Source organism: Kaistella jeonii (genome assembly GCF_000812865.1).
GTDB lineage: Bacteria > Bacteroidota > Bacteroidia > Flavobacteriales > Weeksellaceae > Kaistella > Kaistella jeonii.
Map to the genome: position 1 here is coordinate 392,652 of NZ_JSYL01000002.1, position 25,902 is coordinate 418,553.

The window sequence follows — 25,902 nt, forward strand, 5'->3', positions numbered from 1 at the left end:
ATAATGCTATAATATTTACTGATGTGATATAATTAGATCGGAAAAATCTTGAAATGATAAAATCAAACCTCTTTTGTAAAATAAAAATGTATCATCTACATATATATTGCAATAAGAAATATGAAAAAAATTCAAATGCATCGAGATATCTGAAATTATCCTCTGAGCCAAAATGGAAAAGAGCTATCCACAAAACAACATCTATGATGCAAAAAAATGAAGAAAACACCAAAAAAAATCCCACTTTAAAAAAGTGGGATTTAATTTAAATAAAAATTTTATTTATCGAGTTGTTCTTTTAATTTCACTGCATTTGGTGATGTAGAATCAAACATTACTGATCTATCAATGTATTCCTTAGCTTTTACTGGGTCCTTATCCTTTATATAGCTAGCTATGCTATAATATGCATAAGCCAAAGCTTGCTTGTTCGTAGCTTCCTCCGTTGGCTTAACAACCGAAACATATTTTTCAAAAGCAATATTTCCCAATTCGTAATTTTTTAATTGTTGGTATGCAATTCCCTGGCTATAATAAGCTGGTGCCCAATCTGGCAATAATCCGCTCATTTTTTTCCATGCTTGTATTTCACCATTATAATTTTTAGCTGCTTGGTAAGCATTAGCTAATTTAAACAGCGCATTAGTATCCTGAGGATTTGCTGCTACTTCTACTTTAGCTGCATCAATTTCAGGGGTTGTTGGACCTTCATCAACAGCGGCTTGAGTAACTCCGCCACCACTTTTTATCTTCACAAGTTCCTCGTCCCAGTTTAGGGTTTCATCTTTTGCAGCTTTAGCAATCGCAATTTTTTGTTGAGATTCCAGCATATAAGCTGCTTTTTTTGTTGCATCTGTTTCTTTTTGTGCTAAACCAGCAGCAATCAATCCTAGCAAACCTTGATCTGCAGGCTGAACTCTACTTTTTTCAGCTTTAGAAATAAACTGATCCATATTCATTTTAGCATTGTCATAATCATGATCTGCATATAATAAATAAGATCTCAATTTGTATTTAATAGGATCATTTACCTTATCAAATACTTTGTCTAAATACATTTTTGAATTTCCATAGTCTTCATTAGTAAAGAATAATTTAGAAATCTCTAATTGAGTATCAGGATCTTCATCTGCATATTTTGCATAATTAACCAAATCTTGTGTTGCTAAAGCATTTTGCTGATATTTAATATCATATCCTGCTTTTGCTTTATAAGCCGGCGCATACGTTGAATCTGATGCAATGGCTCGCTCAATACTTTCTTTTGCTTTTTGCCATTGCTGAGCTTGCATCCAAAGTGTTCCAATTCTGGTATAAACTGAAGCTTTATTTTTGGCAATAGGTAGGGCTTTGTCATAAGCGGTCATCGCAGAACCTGCAACTTGTGGACTGTTCGTCAATTTTAAACGGTAAGCATCACCCAAAGTGTAATAATAATAGGCAGGAGTTCCTCCTTTTTGCGATTTATCAATAGCTCTATTTAAATAATCGATTGCAAGGTCTGCATTTTGCGGTCCACCAAAAAGAGTTAAAGCTTCAGCGGCTCTGTACAAAACTTCTGCATCTTTATCTCGTGAATCTTTTACAATATTTTGGATTTCGGTAATCGCAGACTTATCTCCTTTTCCTAATTTCGCAGAGGCTAAACCTATTTTATTAAGATTGCTTTTCTTATCTTCTGCTAATCCTTTGTTAAAATTTTCTTGCGCCATTTCAAAATTTGGCTCAAACTGAGTAAGATATGCGTTTCCTAGATAGAAAAAATTATCGGCTGTAGGAGATTTTGCAATCATTTCCGTAAAAACTTCTTTTGCTTTTGCGTATTTGTGACTATCTGCATTTGCTACACCATCTTGTAAAGTTTGTGCAAAAGCAAAATTCGAAAAAAATCCTACTGCTGCACCGAATGCAATTTTCTTTGATAAATTCATTATATCTTTCATTTTTATTTGTTTAATGTTTACGAGTAATTTTTAACCCAATTTTTATACCAAAATATTCCAATTTTTTAAATATCGAAATTTTCTTAATAAAATTTAGCGCATTTGCACCTCTCTATTAAAAATAGTATAAGGTTGCAAGCCTTCTTTTTCAACTACGATCTGACCTAACTGTTGACAAGAAAAACGGATGAAACCATTTCCTAATCCATAATAGGGCTCATTGGTAAGAAAATATAAAACTCTGGTAAATGGATAAGTCATCGCTTTGATATTCGTGATGTTAGGCTCAAAGGTTTTATTTTTTGAAATGACAGGAAGAATTTTGACGGAATTCTTTAGTTCCTCAGACTCCTTATCGTAAGGTCGACTGATCGTATTTAAACTTATTACCCCGATTTTATCTGAATACTGACTAATTTCTTTAACTACATTTTTATTTCCACTAATGACCGAAAATTTCAATTGATTAGGAACTTTACCTAATTTTTGGGCTACAAAATTTAAATTACTGGAATTGGTTCCATCAAATATAATTCTCTTTTGATCTGAGTTCAATTCGTTTTTAAGCTCCTCCATCGATATGCTTTCTCTGGCAGAATTTTTAGGAACGATGAAAATTACGGCATCAGCTGCAAATTTTCCTGGCTCCATCTTCATGTCTATCTTTTTTTTGTAAGCTTCTTTTTCCTCAGCGCTCAATTCACGTGACATCACAATTACGCGCACTTTATTTTCCAGTAAATCCAGGAAGCCTAAATCTTCTTTTTTGATCACCAAATTAATTTTAGTTTTAGGATTTAATGCCATATATCTTTCGGTAAGCGCTTCCGAAACACTACGAAATGACTCATCGGCAGATATAGTTATTGTTCCTTGTTGTGGATCATCTGCAATTCGCTCCGATTTTTTTTTACATGATACTAACACTGTAAGAAAGAACAGTGCTACAAAGAATACTTTATAATTCATTTTTGTCTTGTCTAATTTTATAAATAGCTCTACCGATTCTAAACATTCCGTACAGGATTAAAAGACCGCCTAAAGGATAAGCGATATTGGGTTCTAAAAAAATAACAAAGAACTTGTAAATTATTACCACAATTCCTAATACCATATAAAAGAAACCTGTAACTAAAGACAACCAATTAAACATCATAAAAGCAAAAATACAAAAAAATTAAAAAAGAGAAGCTTTCGCTTCTCTTTGTAGTATAATAAACAGTTTTCGTTACTCGAACTGCATTGTTAATGGCATTCTAAATCTGTATCGAACAGATTGACCATTAATTTTCGCAGGAGCCCATTTGTTCTTAATCGATTTTACAGTTCTTACTGCTTCTGCGTTAAAGTCTTTATTAGGACCATTTGCTTTCACATCAGTAATACTACCATCTCTTTCAACAACGAAGATCACTTCTGTTTTCACCGTTCCCGCATCACTGTCCATTACCGAGGTATCGAAACTGCCATTAACTTTACTTCTAAAGGAATTGATCCCTCCTGGAAATTCTGCTAATTGCTCAACTTCTGTATAAACCTGAGTTTCTGAAACTTGAGGCTTAACCTCTACTGTTGTAGATTTACCTGGACCTGGAGGTGGCGGCGGTGGTGTATAAGCAGGGGTTTTTACACCTTCCTGATTATTCAAACCTGTTGTAGTTTCCAGCTGCTTTGAAATTGGCGGCGGTGGAGTTTCTACTTTGGGCGCTTTTACCGGCTCCGGTACCACATTCTGAATAACCTCTTGTTTAGGTTCTTCTTTTGGTGGCGGTGGTGGAGGTGGTTCCTTTTCTTTAGGTTGCTCAATGATTACATTGTCTGGAAGAATATCTATCAACTTTGCATTTACCTCAGTAGTATCTTTGGCATTCATCTCCTTGATCTTCATAATTATGAATGGTGTCAATACAACAACCACGAATAAAATAGTACCAAGTATGAACGCTTTAGTAAGCACGGAACGATATTGCGTTCTTAGATCAAATGCGCCGTAAGCTTTATTTCTATTTTCAAATACAATCTCATCCAAAGTTGGATTCGGATTGTAAGCGTTTTCATCTGCCATTATTCTTTCTTTTAAATATTAAAAGTTAATTAGTAGGCGCTGCTGGAGTTGCTGCTGAACCACCTACTTTTCTTTCGTAAACCAGCTTTTCCCAAGGCTTAATATCGGTAATACCGTATATTTCATTCTTGGTAATCGCCATTTGATCTAACATATCTACGAAATTTTTATATACTGCATCGTCCGTTGGCTTGATGATCACCGTAAATTTGGTTTGATCTTTCGCGTTGGCTTTTGCTTGCTCAATTACTTTTGTAATTCCATTTCTATCAAAAGTTGTTTCCTGCAAAGTTTGATCGTTCAATCCTGCCTGATCTAACTGATGATAAAAAATTCTGTTGTCTTTTCCAATAATTAATGATATCGAATTCGATAAATCAATTTCTGTATTAGGTGGTTTTACGTTGTCTTTCGGTTTTGCCGGAAGTCCTAAATCCATCACATTCGGTTTGTTGAAAGTTGTCACTAACATAAAGAATGTGATCAAAAGGAACGCCAAATCCACCATGGGAGTTAAATCTACGTGAGGTACCGCTTTTTTCGAGCGTACCTTTCCGCCTTTCCCGCCGTTGTCTTTTACTTGTACTTCTGCCATTTCTTAATTATTGTGCCACTTCTTGACTTGTTATTAACCAGAACTTCAAGAAATCAATATCTCTTAATCCTTCAAATAAAGATTTAACTTTAGGATACTTTGTCTGAACGTCTCCCTTGATCGCTAATTTGTAATCTGGGTTTACAGTTAAACTTTGCTGTACCCAATCAATTAATTGTTTATTGGTACTATCCATTGGTATTCCGGTCTTGCTTTTATAAGCTTTCCGGTCTTCATCTGAAAGGTCTAAGTAACCTTTCAACTGATTCATAGGAACTCCTATTGACTGCGCATTAGAAAAAGCTACTTTTTCTTTGTCAGTAAATTTCATACCATACTTCTCTCCCATTTTATCTAACAGAGCGATTCTTTCGGTTCCGTTCTCAACTGGTGTGAAATAGAATCTCCCGTCCGTTGTGCTCAAAATAGTCATCAAACTCGCATCTGGAAGAAGCTTTTGAGATATAGAAGATGGCGTGGTAATCGTCTCAACATCAGGTTTTGCAAACTGAGCCGTGAGGATAAAGAATGTAAGGAGTAGAAATGATACATCGGTCATGGCCGTCATATCTACCCTTATATTATGTCTTTTTGGTTTGACTCTCGCCATTGTAAATTATTTTTTATTAAACTTCTGCTTTTTGAGATCCTCTAAAAATCAAAGACCTCCAATCGGTCGAGAATTCTTAGTGGAATTCTGCGAAAGACTGCTGAATTGACATTGCGATTTCGTCAATTTTGAACGTTAATCCGTCAATTTTAGAAGTAAAATAGTTGTAAAGAATAATTGCAACAGCAGATGTACCAATGCCCAAAGCAGTATTTACTAACGCTTCAGAAATACCGATAGATAATGCAGCTGAATCTGGAGTACCTCCTCCTGAACCCAATGCGCTAAATGCCTTGATCATCCCGATTACAGTTCCAAGTAGAGCAACCAAAGTCGCAACAGTACCCAGAGTTGAAAGGATCATCATGTTTTTCTCAAGCATTGGCATCTCCAAAGTTGTAGCTTCTTCGATTGACTTGTTAAGTGCTACCATTTTTTGCTCTTTATTCATTGATGAGTCGTGAGCTAAAGCTTTGTAAGTTGTTAAACCTTCTTTTACTACATTCCCCACAGAACCTTCTTGATTATCACATTCTACGATTGCTTCATCAACTTTATTTTGGTTCAATAATCTTCTTACGTTCAAAACGAAAGTATCAACATTTCCTTTTCCAGCTGCTTTTTTCAATGCTAAAGCTCTTTCAATAGAAAACACGATTACGATGATCATGAAGGAAATCAAGATTGGAACGATTGGTCCACCCATATAGATAACTCCCATAAAACCACCACCCGGATGCAATTCTTTGGTCTCTAAACCTGAAAATGCTACAGATGAAAGACCATTTAGCCTTGGATCAGCCTTGAAATTTCCTGGATTACCCAATACAAATATGTAAATGGCAATACCTATTAAAATTAGAATAGGAATTATTAATGCGGGATTTAATCCACCTACTTTTTTAGCAACTACTTGCTCCTCGTTGTTTGAAACATTCATTTCCATACTTAACTAAATTATAATTGTTATTTTTTTAATTTTCGAGTTGTAAAATAAAGTCAAAATATTTAATAATGCAAGTCTTTCAAAACTATTACAGTCATTTTTTCTAACGTTAAGATTCATTAACATTACAGAATTTGTAAAATATGAATTGAATTTTGATTATAATTTTGGATTTTAAAAATACTTTTAAAAATTTGAAAGCATAATAGACTTTATTTTACGATTACTTACAGTAAAATATTTTTTATTATTTGTTTAAAAAACAATATTAATGATTTTTTTTGGGACTATGATGATTTTTTTAGGATGATTTCCGGCAAGTTGTTGTAAAACACGCTCCTCTTTTAAAGCAATTTCTTCAATTTCGACGGCAGTTAAATCTGAAGGAAGCGCCAGTTTGAATTTCATCTTCCCATTAAAACTTACCGGATATTGAATTTCATCTTCTACCAAATATTTGCCTTCAAATTCAGGGAATTTCTCAAACTCAATCGAAGTGTTGTGTCCCAAATTGCGCCATAACTCTTCACAAATATGAGGCGCGTAAGGAGAAACGACGATTGCCAAAGATTCCAGAATTTTCCTCTTGTTCGTTTTCAGTTTCTGAAATTCATTCACTGCGATCATAAATGAAGAGACCGAAGTATTAAAGGAGAAATTCGCAATATCGGCAACTACTTTTTTAATTAAAGTGTGCAGGATTTTATATTCTTCCTTGGTTGGTTCTTCTTCGGAAATTTCTAGAACATCTTCATTATAGTAAAGATTATAAAACTTTTTCAAAAAGCCATAAACTCCACTCAAACCTTGCGTATTCCAGGGTTTTGACTGTTCTAGAGGTCCTAAGAACATTTCGTACAAACGCAAACAGTCGGCACCATATTCCTCACAAATATCATCCGGATTGACCACATTATATTTTGATTTGGACATTTTTTCAACTTCACGATGTGCTATAAATTTGCCTTCTAAATTTTTAATACAACTTTTTTCTAAATTGAAAAGTCTGTAATCTGAATTAGTTTTATTAAAATCAATCTCATTTGATAAAGACAGAAATTCAACTGGAATATGTAATTCTAATGGCTGAAACGCAAAAGCATACAATTCATTTTCACTAAAATTATTTAATCCCATCAAATCCTTTAATTCATCAACTAGATTAATATCTAATTCTGACAACAAATATTCATGGTCGACTTTTGGAATTAAATCTTTTGATACAAATATATTTTTTGCATTGAATTCATAAAATTTTTCAACATCTAAATTGTGAATTTTTGGAATCGCGATAATTGGCATCGCGCTCATCCCCAAAATCATTCCTTGATTGATGAGTTTTTTAAATGGTTCTTCATGATTAATGTAACCTCGGTCTTTCATAAACATATTCCAGAAACGGGAATACAATAAATGTCCGGTCGCATGTTCACTTCCGCCAATATAGAGATCAACTTGTCCCCAATAATCTGAAAGATTTTTATCGGTGAAAACTTCTTTGTTATTCGGATCCATATATCTTAGAAAATACCAGGAACTTCCTGCCCAACCAGGCATTGTCGATAATTCTAAAGGGAAAACATTCTCATCATCAATTAAGTCTGTGGACACAATTTTTTGATTCGCTTCATCCCAACCAAATGTTTTAGCGTTTCCTAAAGGTGGATCGCCATCTTCAGTCGGCAAATATTTTTCAACTTCCGGAAGTTCTAAAGGAAGCGCAGAAATCGGCAAAGAATACGGCATTCCATCCTTATAATAAATAGGAACAGGTTCTCCCCAATATCTTTGACGGGAAAAAATAGCATCTCTCTGTCTGTAATTTGTTGTGCCGTGACCGATATTTTTCTTTTCTATTTCGGCGATAATTAATGATTTGGCTTCATCATATTTTAATCCATTCAAAAATTCTGAATTCACACAAACCGAATCTTTCGAATCAAAAGACTCTTGCTGAATATCATTATCGTTTTCAATAACGTTTACAATATTCAAATCGAATTTCTTCGCAAAACGATGATCCCGTTCATCATGCGCAGGAACCGCCATTACCGCTCCAGTTCCATAACCCATCAAAACATAATCGGAAATATAAATTGGCATTTCCTGATTGGTAAAGGGATTCAAAGCATAAGTTCCGGTGAAGGCGCCGCTCACGTTTTTCACGTCAGACATACGATCCCGCTCCGTTTTCTTCGAAGTTTGTTCAATATAATTTTCAACTTCTTCTTTTTGACCTTCAATCGTTAAATTTTCAACTAAAGGATTTTCCGGCGCTAAAACGATAAAGGTTGCTCCAAAAATGGTGTCCGGACGCGTGGTGAAAACTGAAATTTTTTCTACAGAATCTTCAACATCAAAAGTTACGATCGCTCCCTGAGATTTTCCGATCCAGTATTCCTGCGCATCTTTCAAAGGTTGTGGCCAGTCTAAATTTTGTAAACCTTTCAACAATCTTTCAGAGTAAGCAGTAATTCTCATGCTCCACTGCATCATTTTCTTTTGGAAAACAGGGAAACTTCCTCTTTCAGATTTTCCATCTTTTACCTCATCATTTGCTAAAACAGTTCCCAATCCTGGACACCAGTTCACAGTTGTTTCAGCTCGATAAGCCAGACGATAATTTAATAAAATATTTTGTTGATCTAATTCAGAAGCACTCTTCCACTCTTCTGAAGTGAAATTTAACTGGTCATTTTGAAATGCTAATAAATTTTGACTTCCTTCATTTTCGAAATGTTGCATCAATTCAGAGATCGGTTCCGCTTTATCGGTCGATTTATTATACCACGAATCAAAAAGCTGAATGAATATCCATTGCGTCCATTTGTAATAAGAAGCATCGGAAGTTCTCAATTCGCGACTCCAGTCAAATGAAAAACCAATTTTACGCATCTGCTGTTCGTAGCGCGCAATATTTTCTTCGGTTGTTACCGCAGGATGTTGACCGGTTTGAATGGCATATTGTTCCGCCGGAAGTCCGAAAGAGTCATAACCTATCGGGTGCAAAACATTGAATCCTTCATGTCTTTTATAACGTGCATAAATATCTGAGGCAATGTAACCTAATGGATGTCCCACATGCAAACCTGCTCCTGAAGGATAAGGAAACATATCTAAAACATAGAATTTCGGTTTATCAGTCTTGTCTGTAGTTTTGTAGGTTTGATTTTCTTCCCAGAATTTCTGCCAGTCTTTTTCTATCTTTTTATGGTCGTAAAACATTTCTTAAATTTAAATAAGTCACAAATTTAAGGTTTTACAACGAATTTTTGAATGTAACTAAATATTGTAAATTTGTGCCACAAAAGACCAATTTAAAATGCCCGAAGTTTCGATCATCACGCCTTGTTATAATTCTGGAAAATTTTTAGATGAGACCATTCAATCGGTTCTCACTCAAAATTTTACTGATTGGGAATGGCTTATTACCGATGATTGCTCCTCGGATGATTCTGTTGAAATTATTAAGAAAATTAATGATCCAAGAATTGTTCTCACCGTCGCAAAAGAAAATGGCGGTGCAGGTCACGCACGGAATTTATCATTAGAAAAAGCTTCAGGAAAATATATTACCTTTTTAGATGCTGATGATTTTTGGGAACCGAATTTTTTAAAGGAAATGATCGCATTCATGAAAAAAGAAAAGGCTGAAATCGCCTATTCTAACTATGCGCGATGTGATGAAAATTTAAATCCGAAAATTGCAGATTTCAACGCTGATAAAGAGGTGACTTTTAATAATTTATTGAAAACTTGTCGTCTGTCATTATTAAGTTCAATGTACGATTCTGAAAGAGTAGGAAAAGAATTTTTTCCAGCCGGAAGCAAAAGAGAAGATCACGTAATGTGGTTGAATTTATTAAAGAAAATTCCCGTCGGAAAACCGCTTAACAAAACCATGGCAAAATACAGAATGCATTCAAGCAGCATCTCCAGAAAGAAGACCAATATAATGAAAGATCAATATTTAGTTTACAAGGATTACATGCATTTTTCTACTTTGAAATCCTGGTATTACACCATAAACTGGGCTTTAAACGGATTTATGAAATATTCTAAAATGTTTAATTAATGGAGTATTCAAAAGAATTTAAAGAGGCGATCTCCAATTTTACTTCTGGCGAAAAAGACAAACTGATCATCCGTTTGCTTAAAAAAGACCGGATTTTATCACACCGATTATATTTCGAATTGATCGACCCAGAAACTGCCGATGATAAACGAAATCAGATGGAGATTTCAATTAAAGAAGAAATTTCTATTGTTGCAAAAAGGTTTGGACGAACTAAATATTTCCTTCCAGGAATTCGGAAAATTAGCGCTAAAATAACAGAACACGTAAAAATAACAACTGATAAATTTGGTGAAGTTTCTTTAACGCTTTTATTGATCAGCGAAACTTTAAAAAACGTACCAAAAACTGGTGATCACTATAAATTGTACATTTATCTCCTCAATAAAATTTTTCGGTCTTTAGTTTTAACCAAGAAATTAGATCCAGATTACTATTTAGATTTGAGAGAAAATTTTGAAGAAGTTGAAAAACAAATCATCCAGAATAAAAGTCTGGAACAATTAACGCTTCATAACGGATTATTTTTAAGCTGGCTCGAACCCGAAAATATTCCTGAAGAAATTGATCAAATTTTAAAAGGAATCAAAGGCGAAGGACTGCTCAGATAAATAATCTTCAAATTGAAGCGATCTTATTCATGACTCTATTCACCATATCATCACAATAAATTAGATTGAATTCGAAAATCTCCTCTTTATTGTAAGATTTTTCGATCTCGGCTCTAAGAAAAGTTTTTGCTCGGTTTAGGCGAACTTTCACGTTACTTTCGGTAATTCCTAAAATCTCTGCTGTTTCCGAAACGCTTAATCCATTAATTTCGCGCAATGTAAACGTGGTTCTGTAATCCTCCGGAATATGAAGCAAACTTTTTTCGATTATGCTATTAAGTTCTGTGTTCATAACCTTATGAGTAGTTTCTAGAGTGCCTTTTTTTTCTAAAAGCGTCAGATTATTATCGAGAGATTCTGTATGAGTAGTTTCAAACTTCTTCGATTTTCGGTAACATTCATGAACCATAATTTTCGAGAGCCAGGTTTTAAGAGAGGATCTGTTTTCAAACTGACTGAGATGCGTATAAGCCTGAACATACGAATCCTGCATTAAATCCTGCGTATCTTCGTGACTGAAATGATACATTTTCCCGATCCGATATAAAAAAGGATTATTTCTTCGGATAACTATTTCAAAAAGTCCCGATTCTTTTCCCAAAATCTTTTGAATTAATTCCTGATCTGAATATTGTGCTTGAGTTTCCATCTGGTTTAATCGATTATTAAATTGAACAGATCATTAGAAAGCAGAAATCGCAACTATCAAAAAATCAACGCATAAAGTGCAACTTTCCAGCTTATTACCAAAGATAAACAATTATCCTTAGCCAAATTTAAATTACTTATACCCGCATTTTGGCTTTATGAAAGTCAGTTTAGAATACAAAAGATGTGTTTGATCATCGATTTCTATTGTAATAGAGTCCGATTGAAGCTAAAAGGTTACAAAATTTTTAAATCTATAATCTTTTAAGAATCTGATCCAGGATAATTTGAGAAGAAACAGGCTGCTCTTCAATAAAATTTCGGGCATTATTTCCCATCTTCCGTAAAGAAGTTTCATCATTTAGCAAACCTAAAATATAAGGCGCCGCAAAAAATTCATCTTCGAAAGATTTTCCACCATTTCGGGCGATCATTTCGTCGGCTTCAGGATTCTTGGTGTATTGATTTCCGAAGAAAACCGGAATTCCAAATGTTGCTGCTTCCAAAATATTGTGAAGACCTTTTGAATGAAAACCGCCGCCGACAATTGCTAAGTTTCCGTAAGAATAAATTTTAGAAAGCAATCCGATACAGTCGATAATTAAAACCTGACTGTTCATATATTTCAGTTCCGGAGTATTTTCATGTTGCGAGTAAAGTATTGCATTCGGGAAAATACTTTGTAAACGTTCGACCCTTTTTAAGTCATGTGGCACAATGATCAATTTTACCTCCTTATTTTTTGAGGCGATAATTTCTGCAAGTCTCTCTTCAGATTCCCAGGAACTTCCAAAGATCAATGTCGTTTTGTTTTGTTTGAATTCTTCAATATATTTTACCAAATTGTCGCCATCTCGAAGTTGTTTTACCCTGTCGAAACGCGTATCTCCTGATGTTGAAGAATTCTTTAAGCCAATTCCTTTCGCCAAAGCAGTAGAATGTTTCGTTTGATGAAAAAACCAGTCCACATTCTTTTTCAGTTGATTGACGAACCAGCTTCCATAAGCTTTAAAGAATATTTGAGTTTCATAAAAAAGGGCAGAAACCACAAATATTTTTGCACCCTTATTTTTTAAATTTTCTAATAAATGATACCAGTAATCGTATTTTACAGTAAAGAAAATATCTGTTTTAAAGTTGGACGTAAATTCTTTCACCCAATCTTCCGTATCAAAAGGCAAAAAACAGATCGCATCTGCAATTGTATTTTTTTTGATGACATTATCATATCCTGACGGTGAAAAAAAAGTGATCAATATTTTATGACTTGGGAATTTAATTTTTAGTTTTTCCAGTACAGGAAGTCCCTGTTCATATTCGCCCAAACTTGCTGCATGCATCCAGATCACTTTATCGTCCGGGGAAATCTTAGATTTTACAATAGCGCAACTTTGTCTTCGTCCCGCTAAACTTTTCTTTAATTTATAATTAAAAATAGCCCCAATTTTCATGGCAGAAATGAGCAGACGAATAAATAAATTGTAAACAAACATTAATTATAAAAATTTGAAAAAGTTTTTTATAGTTTCAAAAGCAATAGCGCTGAACAAGGCAATTTTACTTATATTCGAGATAGTTGGCAAACAACTTATCGTTTTGAGATCGCAACCATTATTCAATTTAAAATAGACTTCTCAAAAACCGAAGTTTATGAGTATGCTTATTTAATTCTTTATTGAAAATCCCCGTCGAGTCCAGAGAATCAATACGAACTTTTCCGTAAGCATGAATGATTTCGCTATTACTCAGCATCATTCCAACATGGGTAATTTGTCCTTCGGAATTTTCAAAAAAAGCTAAATCCCCAGGTTTACTTTCTTCGACAAAACTCAAAACTTCGCCAATTTCTGCTTGCTGATGAGATTCTCGAGGCAACGAAATTCCGTGAACTTTATAAATTAATTGGGTAAAACCACTGCAATCAATACCGAAAAAGCTTCTTCCGCTCCAGAGATAAGGAACATTTAGAAATTTTTGGGCAGTTTCTGAAACAGTTTCCACTTTTAAAAAAGAATGCTCCGTTTTTTCAGAATTCACTTCACTTCCTATCGATAAAAGAATTACACCTTGTGAAGTGTTATAAGTTTGTAAAGTATTCTTGACCAATTCAGTTTTTCTTTCAAGGAAATATTCTTCAGAAATTTCAGCAATCTGTTGCGCATCCATCCAGCCTTCATAACCATCGAAATGCATTTTTATCCTAATGAATTTCGCTGATTTTTCAAGAATATCTACCGTTTCTCCATACAAAATCTGTGACGTCATTTCTGACCGATGCGATTGTTCTGCCCGAATTGCAGCAACTGAAACTGTACAAATTCCTTTATCCATGCTTGGTTCTAAAGTTTTATTTTTTTTGAATTAAATGAAGACCGTCTCGCAAAGGTAAAATAAGATTTTCAAAATCCTCATCTTTTGAGACCATCTCATTCAATTCCTGTATAATTAACGTAGATTTTTGCTTTGAATTTTCTTCCAAAACTTTTCCGTACCATAAAACATTGTCAAAAATTATAACCGCACCACTTTTTATTCTGGCTTTGATGAGTTTAAAATATTCTACATAATTTTCTTTATCCGCATCGATGAAAACAAAATCGAATACTTCACCAGTTTCTTTTAAAAATACTTTTGCATCTTTTAGCTGAAAATCTATTTGATTGGAAAATTTACTTTCTAGAAAATATTTTCTGGGTAAATAAGCCAATTCTTCATTTACATCTAAAGTAGTTATTTTACCTTCTTTTGCTAAACCTTCTGCTAAACATAAGGTGGCATAACCTGTAAAAGTTCCTATCTCCAGAATGTTTGTCGGATTACTCATTTTTGAAAGAATAGCCAGAAATCTTCCTTGCAAAGATCCGGAGAGCATATGCGGTTGTGTCGTTTTTTGAAAAGTTTCTTTTCGCAATCTTTTCAAAATTTCCGGTTCTGAAGAGGTATGATTTTCCAGATAGCGATCCATTTCCGGGCATTTTTCTTCAAAAAAACTCATTTAATAATAATTTAATTCAAATTTAAACATTTAAAATAAAAAACGTTGCCAGAACATGAAGCTCTAACAACGTTTTATCAATATCTAAAAGATAATTGCTTAGTTTTTCACCGGTGCAATATCCATTAATTTCATGAATTCATCTAACTTAGGCATGATGATGATCTCCGTTCTTCTGTTTTCCGCTCTTCCAGAAACCGATGCGTTTGTCGTTTTCGGGTTATATTCACTTCGTCCTCCCGCAGTAATTCTCGCCGGATTCACGCCAAATTTGGTTTGTAAAATTTTAGCCATTGAAGTTGCTCTCAAAGCTGAAAGATCCCAGTTGTCTTTTGGTAAAGTTGAAGCATTCAAAGGAACATTATCAGTATTACCTTCGATCAATACAGAATAAGTGTCATAATCGTTGATCACCTTCGCTACTTTTCCTAAAACATCCTGTGCAGCAGGTAAAACATTGTAGTCTCCTGTTTTGTACAACATGTTGTCAGACAAAGAGATTAAAACCACTCCTTTCAAAACTTTCACCTGAACATCACCATCTGCGATATTATCCAGCGAACGTTTTAGTTTATTGGACAAAGCTAAATTCAAACTGTCGTTCTTTGAATTGGTAGAAATCAACTGTTTGATGTATTTGTTGGAAGAGTTGATCTCTCCAATCAATTTATCAATGTTAGCAGAACCTTTTCCACTGTTCGATAAACAAGCATCAAGCGAAGATTTTAATGCATCATTCTGACCTTTCAAAAGTGCATTCTCACTAGACAATCCAGAGTTAACGCCTTTCAGATCCTGAATCTCACGCTGTCTCTCACCAACATTGGTAATACACGTATTGTAATTTTCATTTAAAGCATCAAACTTTTTTTGGCTTACACAAGAAGTTAGCATTACTGCAACTCCCAGAATCGCTCCGATTTTTCCTATATTCATAATTTACTATTTAATGATTCAAAAATAGAGAAAGCAATTTAGATAGAAGAATTATCTTTGCTAAATATTCCTTAAAAAAACCTTAAAAATTGCTTAATTTAAAGACTTTTCAGCAATCTTTGGAGAAACTTTTCCCCGATTATCGACAAGCTAAATTTCTACTCGCCGTAAGTGGCGGTGTCGATTCTATGGTTTTGCTGTATCTCTTCGAAAGTGCAGATGTGCATTTTGAAGTTACCCATATTAATTACAAATTACGTGGAAGAGATTCTGATGAAGATCGAAGCTTGGTTGAAGACCTTTGTAAAAAAAGTGAAATCCCCTTTCATCTTTACGAAGTTGCTGAGAAAGATAATCAACCTAAAAATTCAATTCAGGATTGGGCGAGAAGTTTGCGTTATGAGTTTTTTCGAAAAATTCAAGAGGAAGAAAACATAGATTTTATAGTTACTGCGCATCATTTGAATGATCAACTGGAAACTTTTATCATCAATCTTTCAAAAGCATCTGGAATTAAAGGGTTGAGCGGAATCCCGGCGAATGATCATAAAATTTTAAGACCGCTTCTTCAATATTCCAAAGTAGAACTCTATGCTTTTGCGAAAGAAAATAATATTGAATTCCGCGAAGACGTCTCCAATCAAAAAAACGATTATCTCAGGAATAAAATCCGAAATGAAGTTGTGCCGCAGCTCTTGGAAACAAATAAAAACTTCCTGGAAAATTTTGGAAAAAGCATTTCTTACTTAAATCAGACGAAAGATTTTGTTCAGGAGCAGGTTTTAAAAATCGAAAAGGAAACTATCTCTGAAAATGATTCGTATCTCACTATAAATAAATATTCGTTCTTCAAACAAAGCGAATACATTCAGTTTGAGATCCTGCGGAAATACGGTTTTTCAGAAGAAAAAGAAATTAGAAAAATCAGAAAAGGAGAAGTTGGAAAAATTTTCATTTCTAATGAATATCAATTGACGATCGACCGCGAAACTTTAATTTTAAGAAAACTCGAAAATGAAGATGAAGAAGTTGATCCTGAAGAAATTATTTTAGAATTAAATAATGCAAATGAATTGAATTTCCCCGAACCTATAAAGTCAGAAATAAAAAAACTCGGAAGTTTTAACTGGAAATTTGATGCGGAAAAAGTTCAGTTTCCTTTAAAATTAAGACCTAAAAAAGAAGGCGATATTCTTTATCCTATTGGAATGATAGGTAAAAAGAAAATCTCAAAGTTTTTTAAGGATGAAAAAATTCCTATTTTAGCCCAGCAAAAAATCTGGCTTTTGTGCGATGGAAACAACGATGTTTTGGGCATTCTTCCTTTTCGCCAGGACCGAAGATTTGCTGCAACGAAAGAATCTAAAGAAATTATTAAGGTAAAATTACAGCGATGATAAGTCGCTAAAAAGTAAAGTAAAAAATGAAATTTAAAAATTGGTTTATTCTAATTGTCCTTTTCCTTTTTCAGGGAATTAAGGCACAAATTAAAGATCCCGTCAAATTCAAATACAATATCAATTCGCTGCCGAACAATGAATACGAAGCAGTCTTAACTGCGACGATCGAACCTAAATGGCACATTTATTCTCAGGATCTACCGGCAGATTCAGGGATTCCGACCCAAATGAAACTGACTTCCAAAGAGGGAATCGACCTCATCGGAAAAGTTATAGAAGTTGGTAAAAAACACGATGAGTTTTCTGAAGCTTTCGGTGCACAAATCGTTTATTATTCAGATTTAGTTCAGTTTAAGCAAAAATTTAAATTGAAGAATGGTGCAAAACCGGCAACTGTTTCTGCAGAAATCACCTATCAAACCTGTAACGACCGCGTTTGTCTGGCTCCAAATACTTTAGAATTTGATCAGAAAGTCAGTCCGACCGCGACTGCAGCGAAAGAAATTCCAACAGAAGATAAATCTAATGATATCAAAAATGAAACTGCAAAAGCAGGAGATTCTTTTTATGTAACAAATTCAGGCAAAACCGGAACCGTTCTAGCTCCTAAATATCCTAAAGTTGAAACAAAACAGGAAGGTTTGAAAGTAGCTTCCATCAATTTCATGCATCCAGAAACGGATTGCGGAATTGCACAGGAAAAAAATTCTGAGAATTTCTGGACTTATTTATTATTAGGATTTTTCGGTGGATTGATCGCTTTATTGACTCCATGCGTATTTCCAATGATTCCTTTAACGGTCTCATTCTTTACAAAAGGTTCAAAAGACAAAGCGAAAGGAAAAAGAGATGCATTTATTTACGGCTTTTTTATCTTCTTAATCTTTGTATTATTAAGCGTTCCATTCCATATTATTGATGGAATTGCCGGAAATGTTTTCAATCAAATTTCTACGAGTGTTTGGTTGAATGTTGTCTTCTTCATCATTTTTATATTTTTCGCCGGAAGTTTCTTCGGTTATTACGACATCACCTTACCAAGTTCCATTGCGAATAAATCTTCCAAAGCAGAAGATGCAGGTGGAATTATCGGGATCTTTTTTATGGCTTTAACTTTGGTGATCGTGTCATTTTCATGTACCGGTCCGATTTTAGGGAGTTTATTAGGAAGTTCATTAACAGGTTCCGCAGATATTCCAATGTTATTGACGTTTGCTTTGGCAGGATTTGGATTAAGCTGGGCTATCGTTTTCGGATTGTTGGCATTGTTTCCGCAAGCTTTGCAAAGTTTACCGAAATCTGGCGGCTGGATGAATACCGTGAAAGTTTTCTTAGGTTTTATCGAGCTAGGTTTGGCTTTGAAATTCTTATCAAAAGCAGATCTGGTTTCAAAAACATTCTTCCTTAAAAGAGAATTATTCATCGCAATATGGATTTTAATTTCTATTGGTTTGGTTCTTTATCTGTTTGGGAAAATTAGATTTCCACATGATGATAAAAAAGCGAAGATCTCTACAACGAGAAAAGTTATTGGCGTTTTAGGAATCGGATTTATCATTTATCTAATTCAGGGATTATTTCCAGGAGAACGTCCGAAACTGCAATATTTAAGTGGAATTTTGCCTCCGATTAATGTTAGTTATCTTCACGACGAAAAAGATGGTATTTTAGGAATGCATCCAGAACATGATTATTTCAAAGCAATCGAACTTGCGAAAAAAGAAAATAAACCAGTTTTGATTGACTTTACAGGATATGGTTGTGAAAACTGTCGTAAAATGGAAGAATTCGTGTGGAGCGAACCCGATATTTTACCGATTTTACAGAACGAAATTGTTCTCGCTTCTCTTTATGTTGATGACAAAGAAGCTTTGCCGGAAAGAGAGCAAACGTCAATCGATATGGGAAATGGACAAAAGAAAAAAGTAAAAACGATTGGTGACAAATGGAGTTTGTTTCAGCAAATTAATTTCAATAATAATTCGCAGCCGCATTATGTTCTGGTAACTCCAGATGGGAAAGTGATCAATACGCCGATCTCTGGTTATATGCCGAAAGAGGATTTCAAAAAATTCCTGGAATGCGGGATTGAATATTTCAAGAAAAATAAAAAATAGACTTCTAGTCTTGATATAAAAATAACCGGCAGTGATTGTCGGTTATTTTTTTGGACAAATCTTACGATTTTCTTAAAAAAAAACGATTCGGAATATAAAAATTACCGTTGAGTATTATTATTTTTGAGAAATAAAGCAAGCCCTTTACCTTCGCACTATAAATAAACAAAATGAAGACAAAACTATTATTACTTATCTTACTTGTTACCAAAGTCATTTTCATCAACGCGCAAATGGATGACAAATTTTATTATCCTGGAAAAGCACTGAAACCGATTGAGTGGACAAACGTTGAAAATGTAAAATTTGCAGTGGAAAATGATACCATCAATGCGGTCATTTTGAAATCCAATGCGAAACCAAAAGCGACGGTATTTTATTTTCATGGCGCAGGTGGAAATGTAACTTCTTATGCACCCATCATTACACCTTTGTTGAAAGATAACTTTCAAGTCGTACTAATCGATTTCCGTGGTTATGGAAAATCTACAGGAATACCAACTCATAAAAACATTGCAGAAGATGGAGAAAAGATCTTCAGCTTTGTGTCAAAAAAAGAAGGAATAAAAGACACGAAGAAAATTATTTACGGAGCTTCTATTGGAACCCAGATCGCGGCACATTTGGCAAAAACCCATCAAGATGAAATCACTGGATTGGTTTTAGAAGGGACCATCTCTTCATTTGGCGATATTGCTGCAGTTTATGCACCTGAATACAAAGCTTATTTAGAAAACAGTTTCGTCTCGCCTTATGCTGCGAAGGAAGATATAAAATCTGTCACGAAAATTCCAAAACTTTTCATTCACAGTAAAGAAGACAAGGATGTTCCTTTTGCACAGGGAATGGTGGTTTTTTCGAACGCAACTGAACCAAAAGAATTTATAGAATTCAGTGGTGAACATTTATATGGCTTGAAATATGAAAGTGCCAAAATCCTGGCGAGTATGAATAAGATGATTGCGAGATAGATGAAAAGAGGATAGACTAATAGAAAATAGACTTACAATCTTGATATAATAATAACCGGCAGTGATTGTCGGTTATTTTTTTGTTGAATTAAATAGAATTAATTAGTCCTTGTTCTCGTTCCAATAATAACTGTCGGGATAAATTCTTTGTCCAAAAATAGCAGTTCCAACTCTTACGATTGTTGAACCTTCTTCGATTGCCGTTTCTAAATCACCACTCATTCCCATCGATAATTCTTTCATTTCAACATTTGGGATATTGAGAGAAATCGTTTCCTGTTGAATTTTTTTGAGCAATTTGAAACATTTTCGAACTTCTTCTGTTTCCGCGGTAAATAAACCAATCGTCATTAATCCTTTTATTTTTAAAGTTTCCAGTTCAGCAACTTGCCGAATGAGTTCGATAGCTTGATCTGGGTATGTACCAAATTTGCTGTCTTCATTAGAAGTATTGACTTGAATCAGAACTTCCATCGTTTTGTTTTCGTACAATAATCGATTATGAAGTTTTTGTGCCAAATCCAAACGATCGAGTGTTTGAATGCAGGAAATATCACACTTTAGAAGGTCTTTAATTTTATTGGTTTGAAGATGTCCGATAAAATGGCTTTCGTGCGGAATTAATCTCAACGATTCGTATTTCTCTTTTGCTTCCTGAACTTTATTTTCTGCAATTAAGGTTTGACCGGCTTCGATTGCAATTTTAATATAATCTGCAGAAACTGTTTTCGTAGCCAACAATAAACGAACTTCATTCGGATTACGATTGCTTTGTCGACAAGAATTTTCTATTCTTTTCAGAATTACGGCTAAGTTTTCTAAAATAGATTCTGCCATTATTCTACAGATTTTTCCAGTTTTTCTAATTGATCTAGCTTATCAAGTTGCTCAAATTTATCAATCAATAAAGATTTAATTTTGGTGTAACTGTAATCTTTGGCCTCGGCAAAAGAAATATTGTACTGCCGTTCAAAGTTTTGCATCTCTGCTGGAAAAGGACGCAAAATCTTGTCATAATACTTATCTAAAACTTCAGCATTTGGCATTTCAAAATTGATGCGCAACTGAAAACGTCGTAATAAAGCCTGGTCAATAATTTCAGCATGATTCGTTGCTGCGATGAGCAAAGCGTTTGCTGGATAATAATCGATAAGCTGAATAATAGTGTTGACCAATCGTCGCATTTCGCCCACATCTTTATCGTCGTTTCCTCTTTCTTTTCCGATCTGGTCGAATTCATCTAAGAAAAGTACAGCTTTTTCGCGGGCTGCTTTATCAAAAATTTGTTTGAGGTTTTGGCTGGTTTCTCCAATTCTGGAACTTACGATATTACTCAGATTTAAAATGAGAATGGGTTTTCCGAGGGAATGTGCGATTGCTTTTGCCGTCTTGGTTTTTCCGCAACCGGAATGTCCCTGCAGGAGAATTTTATTATTGACAGGCAAACCGTATTTGGTGAGTTCATCAACATATTGATGTTCTTTGATGAGTTGCTTTATGTTTTGGTGATTGTATTTATTCAAGAAAACATCTTCCAGAGAAACTACTTCTTTGTCGGTAATGATAAGGTCGAATACATTCATAAGTCAAATTTAGGGAAGATAAGTGAGATTGCCCGATATCGGAGAAATATAAAATGCAGAGCGGATTAAATAAGCACTGCTTTTTTTCTCACTGATATCACAGATTTACACAGAGAAATATTTTTTAGTTATTAAACATTAATAAAATGACATTGAAAACAGTTCTATCAACAGTAAAATATATAAAACTTTCAAAGCAACTATATAAAACCTTCAAAATCTGTTTTTAAAAAAATAACCAGCAATAATTACTGCTGGTTAATTTTATAAGAAAAAATGATCTTTATTCTAGCCCGGATGGAAGTGGAAATCCTTTTTGCCTAAGCAAAAAGATTGCAGCGGACAGCCGGAAACAATCTTGGAGCCAAATAAATACTGTCTTGCTCCTAAAAAATAAATTATTTTACAGGAACGCTATTGAATCCAATTGACGTTTTTACAGAAACATCAGAGGTTGGAGATTTTTTCAAAACGTAAACCATTTTTGCCTGCACATTACCAGATTTCATCACTTTATCGAATTTTTGAGAAGAGTTGACATCCAGAGAAAGTGAACTTCCTACATTATCGGGAATGGATTCTCTTGAAGCGACTAAAGTCTCGTTGCTTCCACCATTGGAAATATATATTTTAACAGAACTGAACATTCCCATACTACTGTTTGAATCTACAGAAACCGTGGCATTTGTCACGCGAATATCTTTCACATTTGCACCGGAATCGGTAATTTGATTAATGCTTTGCGCAACGGAAATATTGGACAACTGTACGTTTGCAGAAGAACCTGCAGTCACCAAAACCGTCGCGGTGTAGGGAAAAGTATTCTGTAAAATGGAAGAAACCGTAGAACAACTCGCTAATGTTGCAGTGGCAACGATCGCAGATAAAAATATATTTTTCATAATTTTATTATTTAATTAAAGCCTCTTATCCAGAAATCAGACCAATCAAGCCGTTTAACATAAGATTAACTATTGTGGAACCTTATAAAAGCTCAATTTCTATTTTAAACTGACGGAGAATTTACCGGTTGGCTTTCCATCTGCCATTAAATTTTTACCGATGATCAACCAGATCTCGCCAGGTTTATCAATTTCTGCCGCAATATCACTACCAAAAGGTCCGTCGAAAGTGCCGTTTGCGAATTTGATCTGATTGAAACGAATATTCATATCTGAATTTTTTGAGGTGACTTTTCCAGCGATTTTTTTTCCTTTAAAGTTTTTGATCTTCAAAATGAATTTCTGGTGATCTGTCGTGAATTCATCGTCGATGGTGAGCGGAATCATGTCGCCATTGATGGTTTTAATGATGCTGTCGCCATCGATTACGCGGAAGGTTTTTGAGATTTCTTTCGGTTTAATGGTTGTGGGAACATTTACAACTCCGGGCAAAGAATCAGCCGGATCTATTACTTCGTTTTGATTGGTTGTTTTCATGGAATCCTGGTTTGATGAGCTGGAAATCAACGCTTCTTTTTTTGTGCAGGACAAAATTAGAAATGGTAATAGAACAAGTACTATTTTCATTTTATTTCGATGGAGTTGTTTCATAATATAAAGTTTTTGAGAGGAAAGAATCTTCGCGTTTAAGTTCTATTTCCAATAAAAGTTGTTTCCGCAATGTTTCATTTTTGGTTTGTTTTGCATAGTTCAGCAATTGTTTTTCACTGTAATCAATGTTGGTTTGGTGATAATTTAAAGCAAAATCTTTTCTGCCCATATTGTGACCGGTAATAATTCCGCCCCAATTGACGAAACTACAAACTAACATTGTACCATAAAAATACCAAAACATTTGGTTGAAAAGAAAGGCATTTGTTTTTCTGAAGTGAATTTTATAAAAAGTAAGAATCAAACCGATGAGTGCTAAAATCAAGAACGCATAAACTCCAAGTCTCTTATAGGTTAAACCGAAATTCAGAATGTATTCAGCATTTTTTGTCACTGCAGAAATCACTAAAACGGCATTGAGTAGGATCCAGATTTTTGCTAATATTTTTAAAGATTTTGATTCGATATCAAAATTAAAATTTCCTTTAAAATAAAACATGATCACGCAAATTGCCAGGATGATCGATAAAATTACTGCGTTTACTCTTTCGTGCGTTTCGGCGGAAAGTTGGTTGGGATTTTTCGAGATCTCTACAAACTGTTCATAATTAAAGGTTACAATAAAAATTAAAAGCAGCAGATTTAAAGCAATAAATGAAACTACTCCACTTTTTCTTTCGGCATTAAGATCCAAAAAAGAATACGTGGGTTTTTGCGTAATATCCTCGTTCACAAAATCATTTTTAAGCTGATGATTAAAGTTGAAAAGCAAATCATAGATTTTGAAATTCCAAACTGTAAAGGCCAGAAAAAATCCTAAAACAGTAATCCAGAAAAATTCCCAAAGATTAAGATCAAATTCCCACTTAGAAAAAAAGCTGGAAAAATGATCACTTCCCAAAGAGTAAACTCCGAAGAAAATAGCTATGAAGACGAAAGGAATTACAAAAACTGAAATGATCTTTTGCGTCATTCCAGACGTTTTTTTCCTCGGAAACCACTCGTCAAACTTAAAAAATCTACCAATAAAAGTGATGAAATTTGCGAGGAAAAGTGGAATTACAAGAAGCGATTTCAATTCTCGATTTTTTGCTTTTAAAGCGAATAAAAATAGAGATGTAAAAAGAGCAAGTCCGGAAATAAAATCTCCAAACCAGGCAAAAGCACAACTGGAAAATATGGTGATGACAAAAAGAAGGAGGAAATTTCGGGACCATTTTTGTTTTGGTGTTTCGACCAGCAGGATAATTGAATAGGAAATTCCTAGAATCCCCAGATTAATTCCGATTGCTGTTTCGCCGTAGAAAAGCGTGATAAATAATGCGGTAGTGAGCAAAATTAAGTGGTGTTTTTTCATTATTTTGATTTTAATATTAATTATTTTATTTCAAAGTACTTTGTTTTTCAAAGTTAAAAGATAAAAAAAAGAGTTTTACTTTCCGATGAGTTTTTCTAAGGCGTTCAAATGGTCTTCGAAAGCTTTTCTTCCAGAGTTCGTCACACGATAAGAGGTTCTTGTTTTTTTACCGACGAATTCTTTTTTTATTTCGATATAATTTGATTTTTCTAACGCATTGCTGTGACTGGCTAAATTGCCATCTGTAATTTCCAGAAGATTTTTCATCTCCGTAAAGTCGATCCAGTCATTCACCATCAAAACCGACATGATGCCTAATCGCACCCGACTTTCGAATTCTTTGTTAAGTTGGTTAATGTTGATCATTACTAAAAAGTTGTGTAGTATTTGAATTAATTATTAAATGCTTTTGACCTTAATTTTTTTTATAGTTTTAGGATATTCATTTATCAATTTTGAGATTTCTTCACTAATTGTATTTAAATTTTCATATTTTTCTTCATCATTATATTGAATCTTTTGTAAGAAATATTTTTCTTGCTCTAATGAACCTTCAGCTATGAAATATAGTTCAGTTAATTTGCTAAAGTCTTTTTTTTAAGACCTTCAGCAGTATTTGCGGCAAGAAAACTACTACTCTTCCTATCTGACTTGTTAACGCAAAAACTTCCCCTTTTTGGAAAAATCATAGTGAAGTTATATGTTCCGAAAACTAAAAAATGTATTTTTTGCCAAACAATCAAATCTTTAAAAGAAATAATACTTCCCATCAAAATAAATTTATACAACTACTTCAAAAACCATTTAACTGAATAACTAACCAATTACTTATACTTCTTATACATCACAATTCCATAAATTATATGCAAAATTCCAAATCCAACCGCCCAGAAAACCAATCCCCAACCAAGGAAAAATAAGGAAATCAGTCCTAAAAATATTTCCAAAAATCCCAAATATTTTACATCGGTCAACGTATATCTTTCTGCGCTCACCAAAGCCAGTCCATAAAAAATTAAAGTTGCAGGTGCAATCAGCACATACAATTGATGATAAAGTAATGCTACACAGAAAATTGCACCGACAAATAAGGGAAGTGCAAAATTAGCGAGAAGTCGCTGCGTAGTTTTGTCCCAGATCTTAATATTTTTTTCTTTGCTTTTTCTTGCGGTAAAAAAATATCCCGACAAAACTGCAATAACTAAAACTGCGATTCCTACAGCGATCAAATGCCAAATTAGCTCTGGTTGAAAAATATTTTTTCTTCCTGCAAAATAATCAATTCCGTTTCGTTGAAAAAGAAAATAAACATAAGTTACTCCAATCAAAGCAGCCATTCCGGCGAAAACTCCAGAAAGTCCACTGAGTGAAATAAATCGGGAACTTCTCTCCATCATCGTTCGGATGTGGGAAAGATCATCATGAAAATTTTTTGACTCCATAAAAAGTACTTTGAACTGCAAAGTTATATTATTTTTTGATAAGTCTGTATTGTTT

25 protein-coding genes are annotated in these 25,902 nt (G+C 34.1%); 5 read left to right on the forward strand and 20 right to left on the reverse strand.

The window, feature by feature from the left end:
* Nucleotides 1-278: 278 nt before the first annotated feature.
* From OA86_RS04445 to OA86_RS04480, 7 genes are all read right to left on the reverse strand, one after another.
* Entirely contained in the window at nucleotides 279-1,943 is a 1,665-nt protein-coding gene (locus OA86_RS04445) for a tetratricopeptide repeat protein (RefSeq protein ID WP_039349440.1), read from the reverse strand.
* 93 nt (nucleotides 1,944-2,036) lie between these two features.
* On the reverse strand, nucleotides 2,037-2,912 hold the full coding sequence (locus tag OA86_RS04450) for a PstS family phosphate ABC transporter substrate-binding protein (RefSeq protein WP_039349443.1): 876 nt from the start codon (nucleotides 2,910-2,912) through the stop codon (nucleotides 2,037-2,039).
* 259 nt (nucleotides 2,913-3,171) lie between these two features.
* On the reverse strand, nucleotides 3,172-4,008 hold the full coding sequence (locus tag OA86_RS04460; RefSeq protein WP_039349449.1) for an energy transducer TonB: 837 nt from the start codon (nucleotides 4,006-4,008) through the stop codon (nucleotides 3,172-3,174).
* A gap of 25 nt (nucleotides 4,009-4,033) precedes the next feature.
* Nucleotides 4,034-4,603, reverse strand: a complete 570-nt coding sequence (locus tag OA86_RS04465) for an ExbD/TolR family protein (protein ID WP_039349451.1) — start codon at nucleotides 4,601-4,603, stop codon at nucleotides 4,034-4,036.
* 7 nt (nucleotides 4,604-4,610) lie between these two features.
* Nucleotides 4,611-5,213 carry an ExbD/TolR family protein gene (locus OA86_RS04470; RefSeq protein ID WP_039349455.1) on the reverse strand — a complete coding sequence of 201 codons (603 nt, stop codon included), beginning with the start codon at nucleotides 5,211-5,213 and terminating at the stop codon, nucleotides 4,611-4,613.
* A gap of 76 nt (nucleotides 5,214-5,289) precedes the next feature.
* The gene (locus OA86_RS04475) at nucleotides 5,290-6,159 is read right to left on the reverse strand and encodes a MotA/TolQ/ExbB proton channel family protein (protein WP_039349458.1); all 870 of its coding nucleotides are present in this window, start codon (nucleotides 6,157-6,159) and stop codon (nucleotides 5,290-5,292) included.
* Nucleotides 6,160-6,414: 255 nt separating this feature from the next.
* Complete coding sequence (locus tag OA86_RS04480) at nucleotides 6,415-9,384, reverse strand: leucine--tRNA ligase (RefSeq protein WP_039349461.1); 2,970 nt, start codon at nucleotides 9,382-9,384, stop codon at nucleotides 6,415-6,417.
* Between the two features lie 97 nt (nucleotides 9,385-9,481).
* On the opposite strand from OA86_RS04480, the gene OA86_RS04485 reads away from it, so the two are divergent.
* Together OA86_RS04485 and OA86_RS04490 are read left to right on the forward strand one after the other, a co-directional pair.
* Nucleotides 9,482-10,234, forward strand: a complete 753-nt coding sequence (locus OA86_RS04485) for a glycosyltransferase family 2 protein (protein WP_039349464.1) — start codon at nucleotides 9,482-9,484, stop codon at nucleotides 10,232-10,234.
* Entirely contained in the window at nucleotides 10,234-10,845 is a 612-nt protein-coding gene (locus OA86_RS04490; RefSeq protein ID WP_039349467.1) for a hypothetical protein, read from the forward strand. The genes OA86_RS04485 and OA86_RS04490 overlap by 1 nt, the downstream gene beginning before the upstream one ends.
* Before the next feature lie 7 nt (nucleotides 10,846-10,852).
* On the opposite strand, the gene OA86_RS04495 is transcribed toward OA86_RS04490, so the two are convergent.
* The 5 genes from OA86_RS04495 to OA86_RS04515 all read right to left on the reverse strand — a co-directional run bounded on the left by OA86_RS04495 (nucleotide 10,853) and on the right by OA86_RS04515 (nucleotide 15,424).
* The gene (locus OA86_RS04495; protein WP_039349470.1) at nucleotides 10,853-11,494 is read right to left on the reverse strand and encodes a sigma-70 family RNA polymerase sigma factor; all 642 of its coding nucleotides are present in this window, start codon (nucleotides 11,492-11,494) and stop codon (nucleotides 10,853-10,855) included.
* Nucleotides 11,495-11,747: 253 nt separating this feature from the next.
* The gene (locus tag OA86_RS04500) at nucleotides 11,748-12,986 is read right to left on the reverse strand and encodes a 3-deoxy-D-manno-octulosonic acid transferase (RefSeq protein ID WP_039349473.1); all 1,239 of its coding nucleotides are present in this window, start codon (nucleotides 12,984-12,986) and stop codon (nucleotides 11,748-11,750) included.
* A gap of 127 nt (nucleotides 12,987-13,113) precedes the next feature.
* Nucleotides 13,114-13,824, reverse strand: a complete 711-nt coding sequence (locus tag OA86_RS04505) for a C40 family peptidase (protein ID WP_039349476.1) — start codon at nucleotides 13,822-13,824, stop codon at nucleotides 13,114-13,116.
* A gap of 16 nt (nucleotides 13,825-13,840) precedes the next feature.
* A complete protein-coding gene (locus OA86_RS04510; protein ID WP_039349479.1) occupies nucleotides 13,841-14,488 on the reverse strand; it encodes an O-methyltransferase in 648 nt (215 codons plus the stop codon).
* Nucleotides 14,489-14,587: 99 nt separating this feature from the next.
* Entirely contained in the window at nucleotides 14,588-15,424 is an 837-nt protein-coding gene (locus tag OA86_RS04515; protein WP_039349481.1) for an OmpA/MotB family protein, read from the reverse strand.
* Between the two features lie 89 nt (nucleotides 15,425-15,513).
* On the opposite strand from OA86_RS04515, the gene tilS reads away from it, so the two are divergent.
* From tilS to OA86_RS04530, 3 genes are all read left to right on the forward strand, one after another.
* Nucleotides 15,514-16,821 (forward strand): tRNA lysidine(34) synthetase TilS, encoded by a 1,308-nt coding sequence (tilS, locus tag OA86_RS04520; RefSeq protein ID WP_039349484.1) that lies wholly within the window; start codon nucleotides 15,514-15,516, stop codon nucleotides 16,819-16,821.
* Between the two features lie 26 nt (nucleotides 16,822-16,847).
* Nucleotides 16,848-18,941 (forward strand): protein-disulfide reductase DsbD family protein, encoded by a 2,094-nt coding sequence (locus OA86_RS04525; RefSeq protein WP_039349486.1) that lies wholly within the window; start codon nucleotides 16,848-16,850, stop codon nucleotides 18,939-18,941.
* Nucleotides 18,942-19,111: 170 nt separating this feature from the next.
* A complete protein-coding gene (locus OA86_RS04530; RefSeq protein ID WP_039349488.1) occupies nucleotides 19,112-19,912 on the forward strand; it encodes an alpha/beta hydrolase in 801 nt (266 codons plus the stop codon).
* A 102-nt stretch (nucleotides 19,913-20,014) separates the two neighbouring features.
* Here OA86_RS04530 and OA86_RS04535 read toward each other — a convergent pair whose 3' ends face one another.
* From OA86_RS04535 to OA86_RS04570, 8 genes are all read right to left on the reverse strand, one after another.
* On the reverse strand, nucleotides 20,015-20,749 hold the full coding sequence (locus OA86_RS04535; RefSeq protein WP_039349490.1) for a YggS family pyridoxal phosphate-dependent enzyme: 735 nt from the start codon (nucleotides 20,747-20,749) through the stop codon (nucleotides 20,015-20,017).
* The gene (locus OA86_RS04540) at nucleotides 20,749-21,495 is read right to left on the reverse strand and encodes an AAA family ATPase (protein ID WP_052257381.1); all 747 of its coding nucleotides are present in this window, start codon (nucleotides 21,493-21,495) and stop codon (nucleotides 20,749-20,751) included. The genes OA86_RS04535 and OA86_RS04540 overlap by 1 nt, the downstream gene beginning before the upstream one ends.
* 398 nt (nucleotides 21,496-21,893) lie before the next feature.
* Nucleotides 21,894-22,397 (reverse strand): hypothetical protein, encoded by a 504-nt coding sequence (locus OA86_RS04545; RefSeq protein WP_039349491.1) that lies wholly within the window; start codon nucleotides 22,395-22,397, stop codon nucleotides 21,894-21,896.
* Nucleotides 22,398-22,496: 99 nt separating this feature from the next.
* Complete coding sequence (locus OA86_RS15240) at nucleotides 22,497-23,024, reverse strand: hypothetical protein (RefSeq protein WP_169743940.1); 528 nt, start codon at nucleotides 23,022-23,024, stop codon at nucleotides 22,497-22,499.
* Between the two features lies 1 nt (nucleotide 23,025).
* On the reverse strand, nucleotides 23,026-24,405 hold the full coding sequence (locus tag OA86_RS04555; protein ID WP_039349495.1) for a DUF4153 domain-containing protein: 1,380 nt from the start codon (nucleotides 24,403-24,405) through the stop codon (nucleotides 23,026-23,028).
* A 75-nt stretch (nucleotides 24,406-24,480) separates the two neighbouring features.
* Complete coding sequence (locus OA86_RS04560; RefSeq protein ID WP_039349498.1) at nucleotides 24,481-24,771, reverse strand: winged helix-turn-helix domain-containing protein; 291 nt, start codon at nucleotides 24,769-24,771, stop codon at nucleotides 24,481-24,483.
* 209 nt (nucleotides 24,772-24,980) lie between these two features.
* Nucleotides 24,981-25,175 carry a four helix bundle protein gene (locus OA86_RS04565; protein ID WP_052257383.1) on the reverse strand — a complete coding sequence of 65 codons (195 nt, stop codon included), beginning with the start codon at nucleotides 25,173-25,175 and terminating at the stop codon, nucleotides 24,981-24,983.
* A gap of 54 nt (nucleotides 25,176-25,229) precedes the next feature.
* On the reverse strand, nucleotides 25,230-25,847 hold the full coding sequence (locus tag OA86_RS04570) for a hypothetical protein (RefSeq protein ID WP_039349499.1): 618 nt from the start codon (nucleotides 25,845-25,847) through the stop codon (nucleotides 25,230-25,232).
* Nucleotides 25,848-25,902: the final 55 nt, after the last annotated feature.

What these genes read in the sequence shown, in the direction of transcription:
- OA86_RS04445 (WP_039349440.1), bottom strand. Translation starts at nt 1,943, where the DNA reads ATGAAAGATATAATGAATTTATCAAAGAAAATTGCATTCGGTGCAGCA.
- OA86_RS04450 (WP_039349443.1), bottom strand. Translation starts at nt 2,912, where the DNA reads ATGAATTATAAAGTATTCTTTGTAGCACTGTTCTTTCTTACAGTGTTA.
- OA86_RS04460 (WP_039349449.1), bottom strand. Translation starts at nt 4,008, where the DNA reads ATGGCAGATGAAAACGCTTACAATCCGAATCCAACTTTGGATGAGATT.
- OA86_RS04465 (WP_039349451.1), bottom strand. Translation starts at nt 4,603, where the DNA reads ATGGCAGAAGTACAAGTAAAAGACAACGGCGGGAAAGGCGGAAAGGTA.
- OA86_RS04470 (WP_039349455.1), bottom strand. Translation starts at nt 5,213, where the DNA reads ATGGCGAGAGTCAAACCAAAAAGACATAATATAAGGGTAGATATGACG.
- OA86_RS04475 (WP_039349458.1), bottom strand. Translation starts at nt 6,159, where the DNA reads ATGGAAATGAATGTTTCAAACAACGAGGAGCAAGTAGTTGCTAAAAAA.
- OA86_RS04480 (WP_039349461.1), bottom strand. Translation starts at nt 9,384, where the DNA reads ATGTTTTACGACCATAAAAAGATAGAAAAAGACTGGCAGAAATTCTGG.
- OA86_RS04485 (WP_039349464.1), top strand. Translation starts at nt 9,482, where the DNA reads ATGCCCGAAGTTTCGATCATCACGCCTTGTTATAATTCTGGAAAATTT.
- OA86_RS04490 (WP_039349467.1), top strand. Translation starts at nt 10,234, where the DNA reads ATGGAGTATTCAAAAGAATTTAAAGAGGCGATCTCCAATTTTACTTCT.
- OA86_RS04495 (WP_039349470.1), bottom strand. Translation starts at nt 11,494, where the DNA reads ATGGAAACTCAAGCACAATATTCAGATCAGGAATTAATTCAAAAGATT.
- OA86_RS04500 (WP_039349473.1), bottom strand. Translation starts at nt 12,986, where the DNA reads ATGTTTGTTTACAATTTATTTATTCGTCTGCTCATTTCTGCCATGAAA.
- OA86_RS04505 (WP_039349476.1), bottom strand. Translation starts at nt 13,824, where the DNA reads ATGGATAAAGGAATTTGTACAGTTTCAGTTGCTGCAATTCGGGCAGAA.
- OA86_RS04510 (WP_039349479.1), bottom strand. Translation starts at nt 14,488, where the DNA reads ATGAGTTTTTTTGAAGAAAAATGCCCGGAAATGGATCGCTATCTGGAA.
- OA86_RS04515 (WP_039349481.1), bottom strand. Translation starts at nt 15,424, where the DNA reads ATGAATATAGGAAAAATCGGAGCGATTCTGGGAGTTGCAGTAATGCTA.
- OA86_RS04525 (WP_039349486.1), top strand. Translation starts at nt 16,848, where the DNA reads ATGAAATTTAAAAATTGGTTTATTCTAATTGTCCTTTTCCTTTTTCAG.
- OA86_RS04530 (WP_039349488.1), top strand. Translation starts at nt 19,112, where the DNA reads ATGAAGACAAAACTATTATTACTTATCTTACTTGTTACCAAAGTCATT.
- OA86_RS04535 (WP_039349490.1), bottom strand. Translation starts at nt 20,749, where the DNA reads ATGGCAGAATCTATTTTAGAAAACTTAGCCGTAATTCTGAAAAGAATA.
- OA86_RS04540 (WP_052257381.1), bottom strand. Translation starts at nt 21,495, where the DNA reads ATGAATGTATTCGACCTTATCATTACCGACAAAGAAGTAGTTTCTCTG.
- OA86_RS04545 (WP_039349491.1), bottom strand. Translation starts at nt 22,397, where the DNA reads ATGAAAAATATATTTTTATCTGCGATCGTTGCCACTGCAACATTAGCG.
- OA86_RS15240 (WP_169743940.1), bottom strand. Translation starts at nt 23,024, where the DNA reads ATGAAAATAGTACTTGTTCTATTACCATTTCTAATTTTGTCCTGCACA.
- OA86_RS04555 (WP_039349495.1), bottom strand. Translation starts at nt 24,405, where the DNA reads ATGAAAAAACACCACTTAATTTTGCTCACTACCGCATTATTTATCACG.
- OA86_RS04560 (WP_039349498.1), bottom strand. Translation starts at nt 24,771, where the DNA reads ATGATCAACATTAACCAACTTAACAAAGAATTCGAAAGTCGGGTGCGA.
- OA86_RS04565 (WP_052257383.1), bottom strand. Translation starts at nt 25,175, where the DNA reads ATGGGAAGTATTATTTCTTTTAAAGATTTGATTGTTTGGCAAAAAATA.
- OA86_RS04570 (WP_039349499.1), bottom strand. Translation starts at nt 25,847, where the DNA reads ATGGAGTCAAAAAATTTTCATGATGATCTTTCCCACATCCGAACGATG.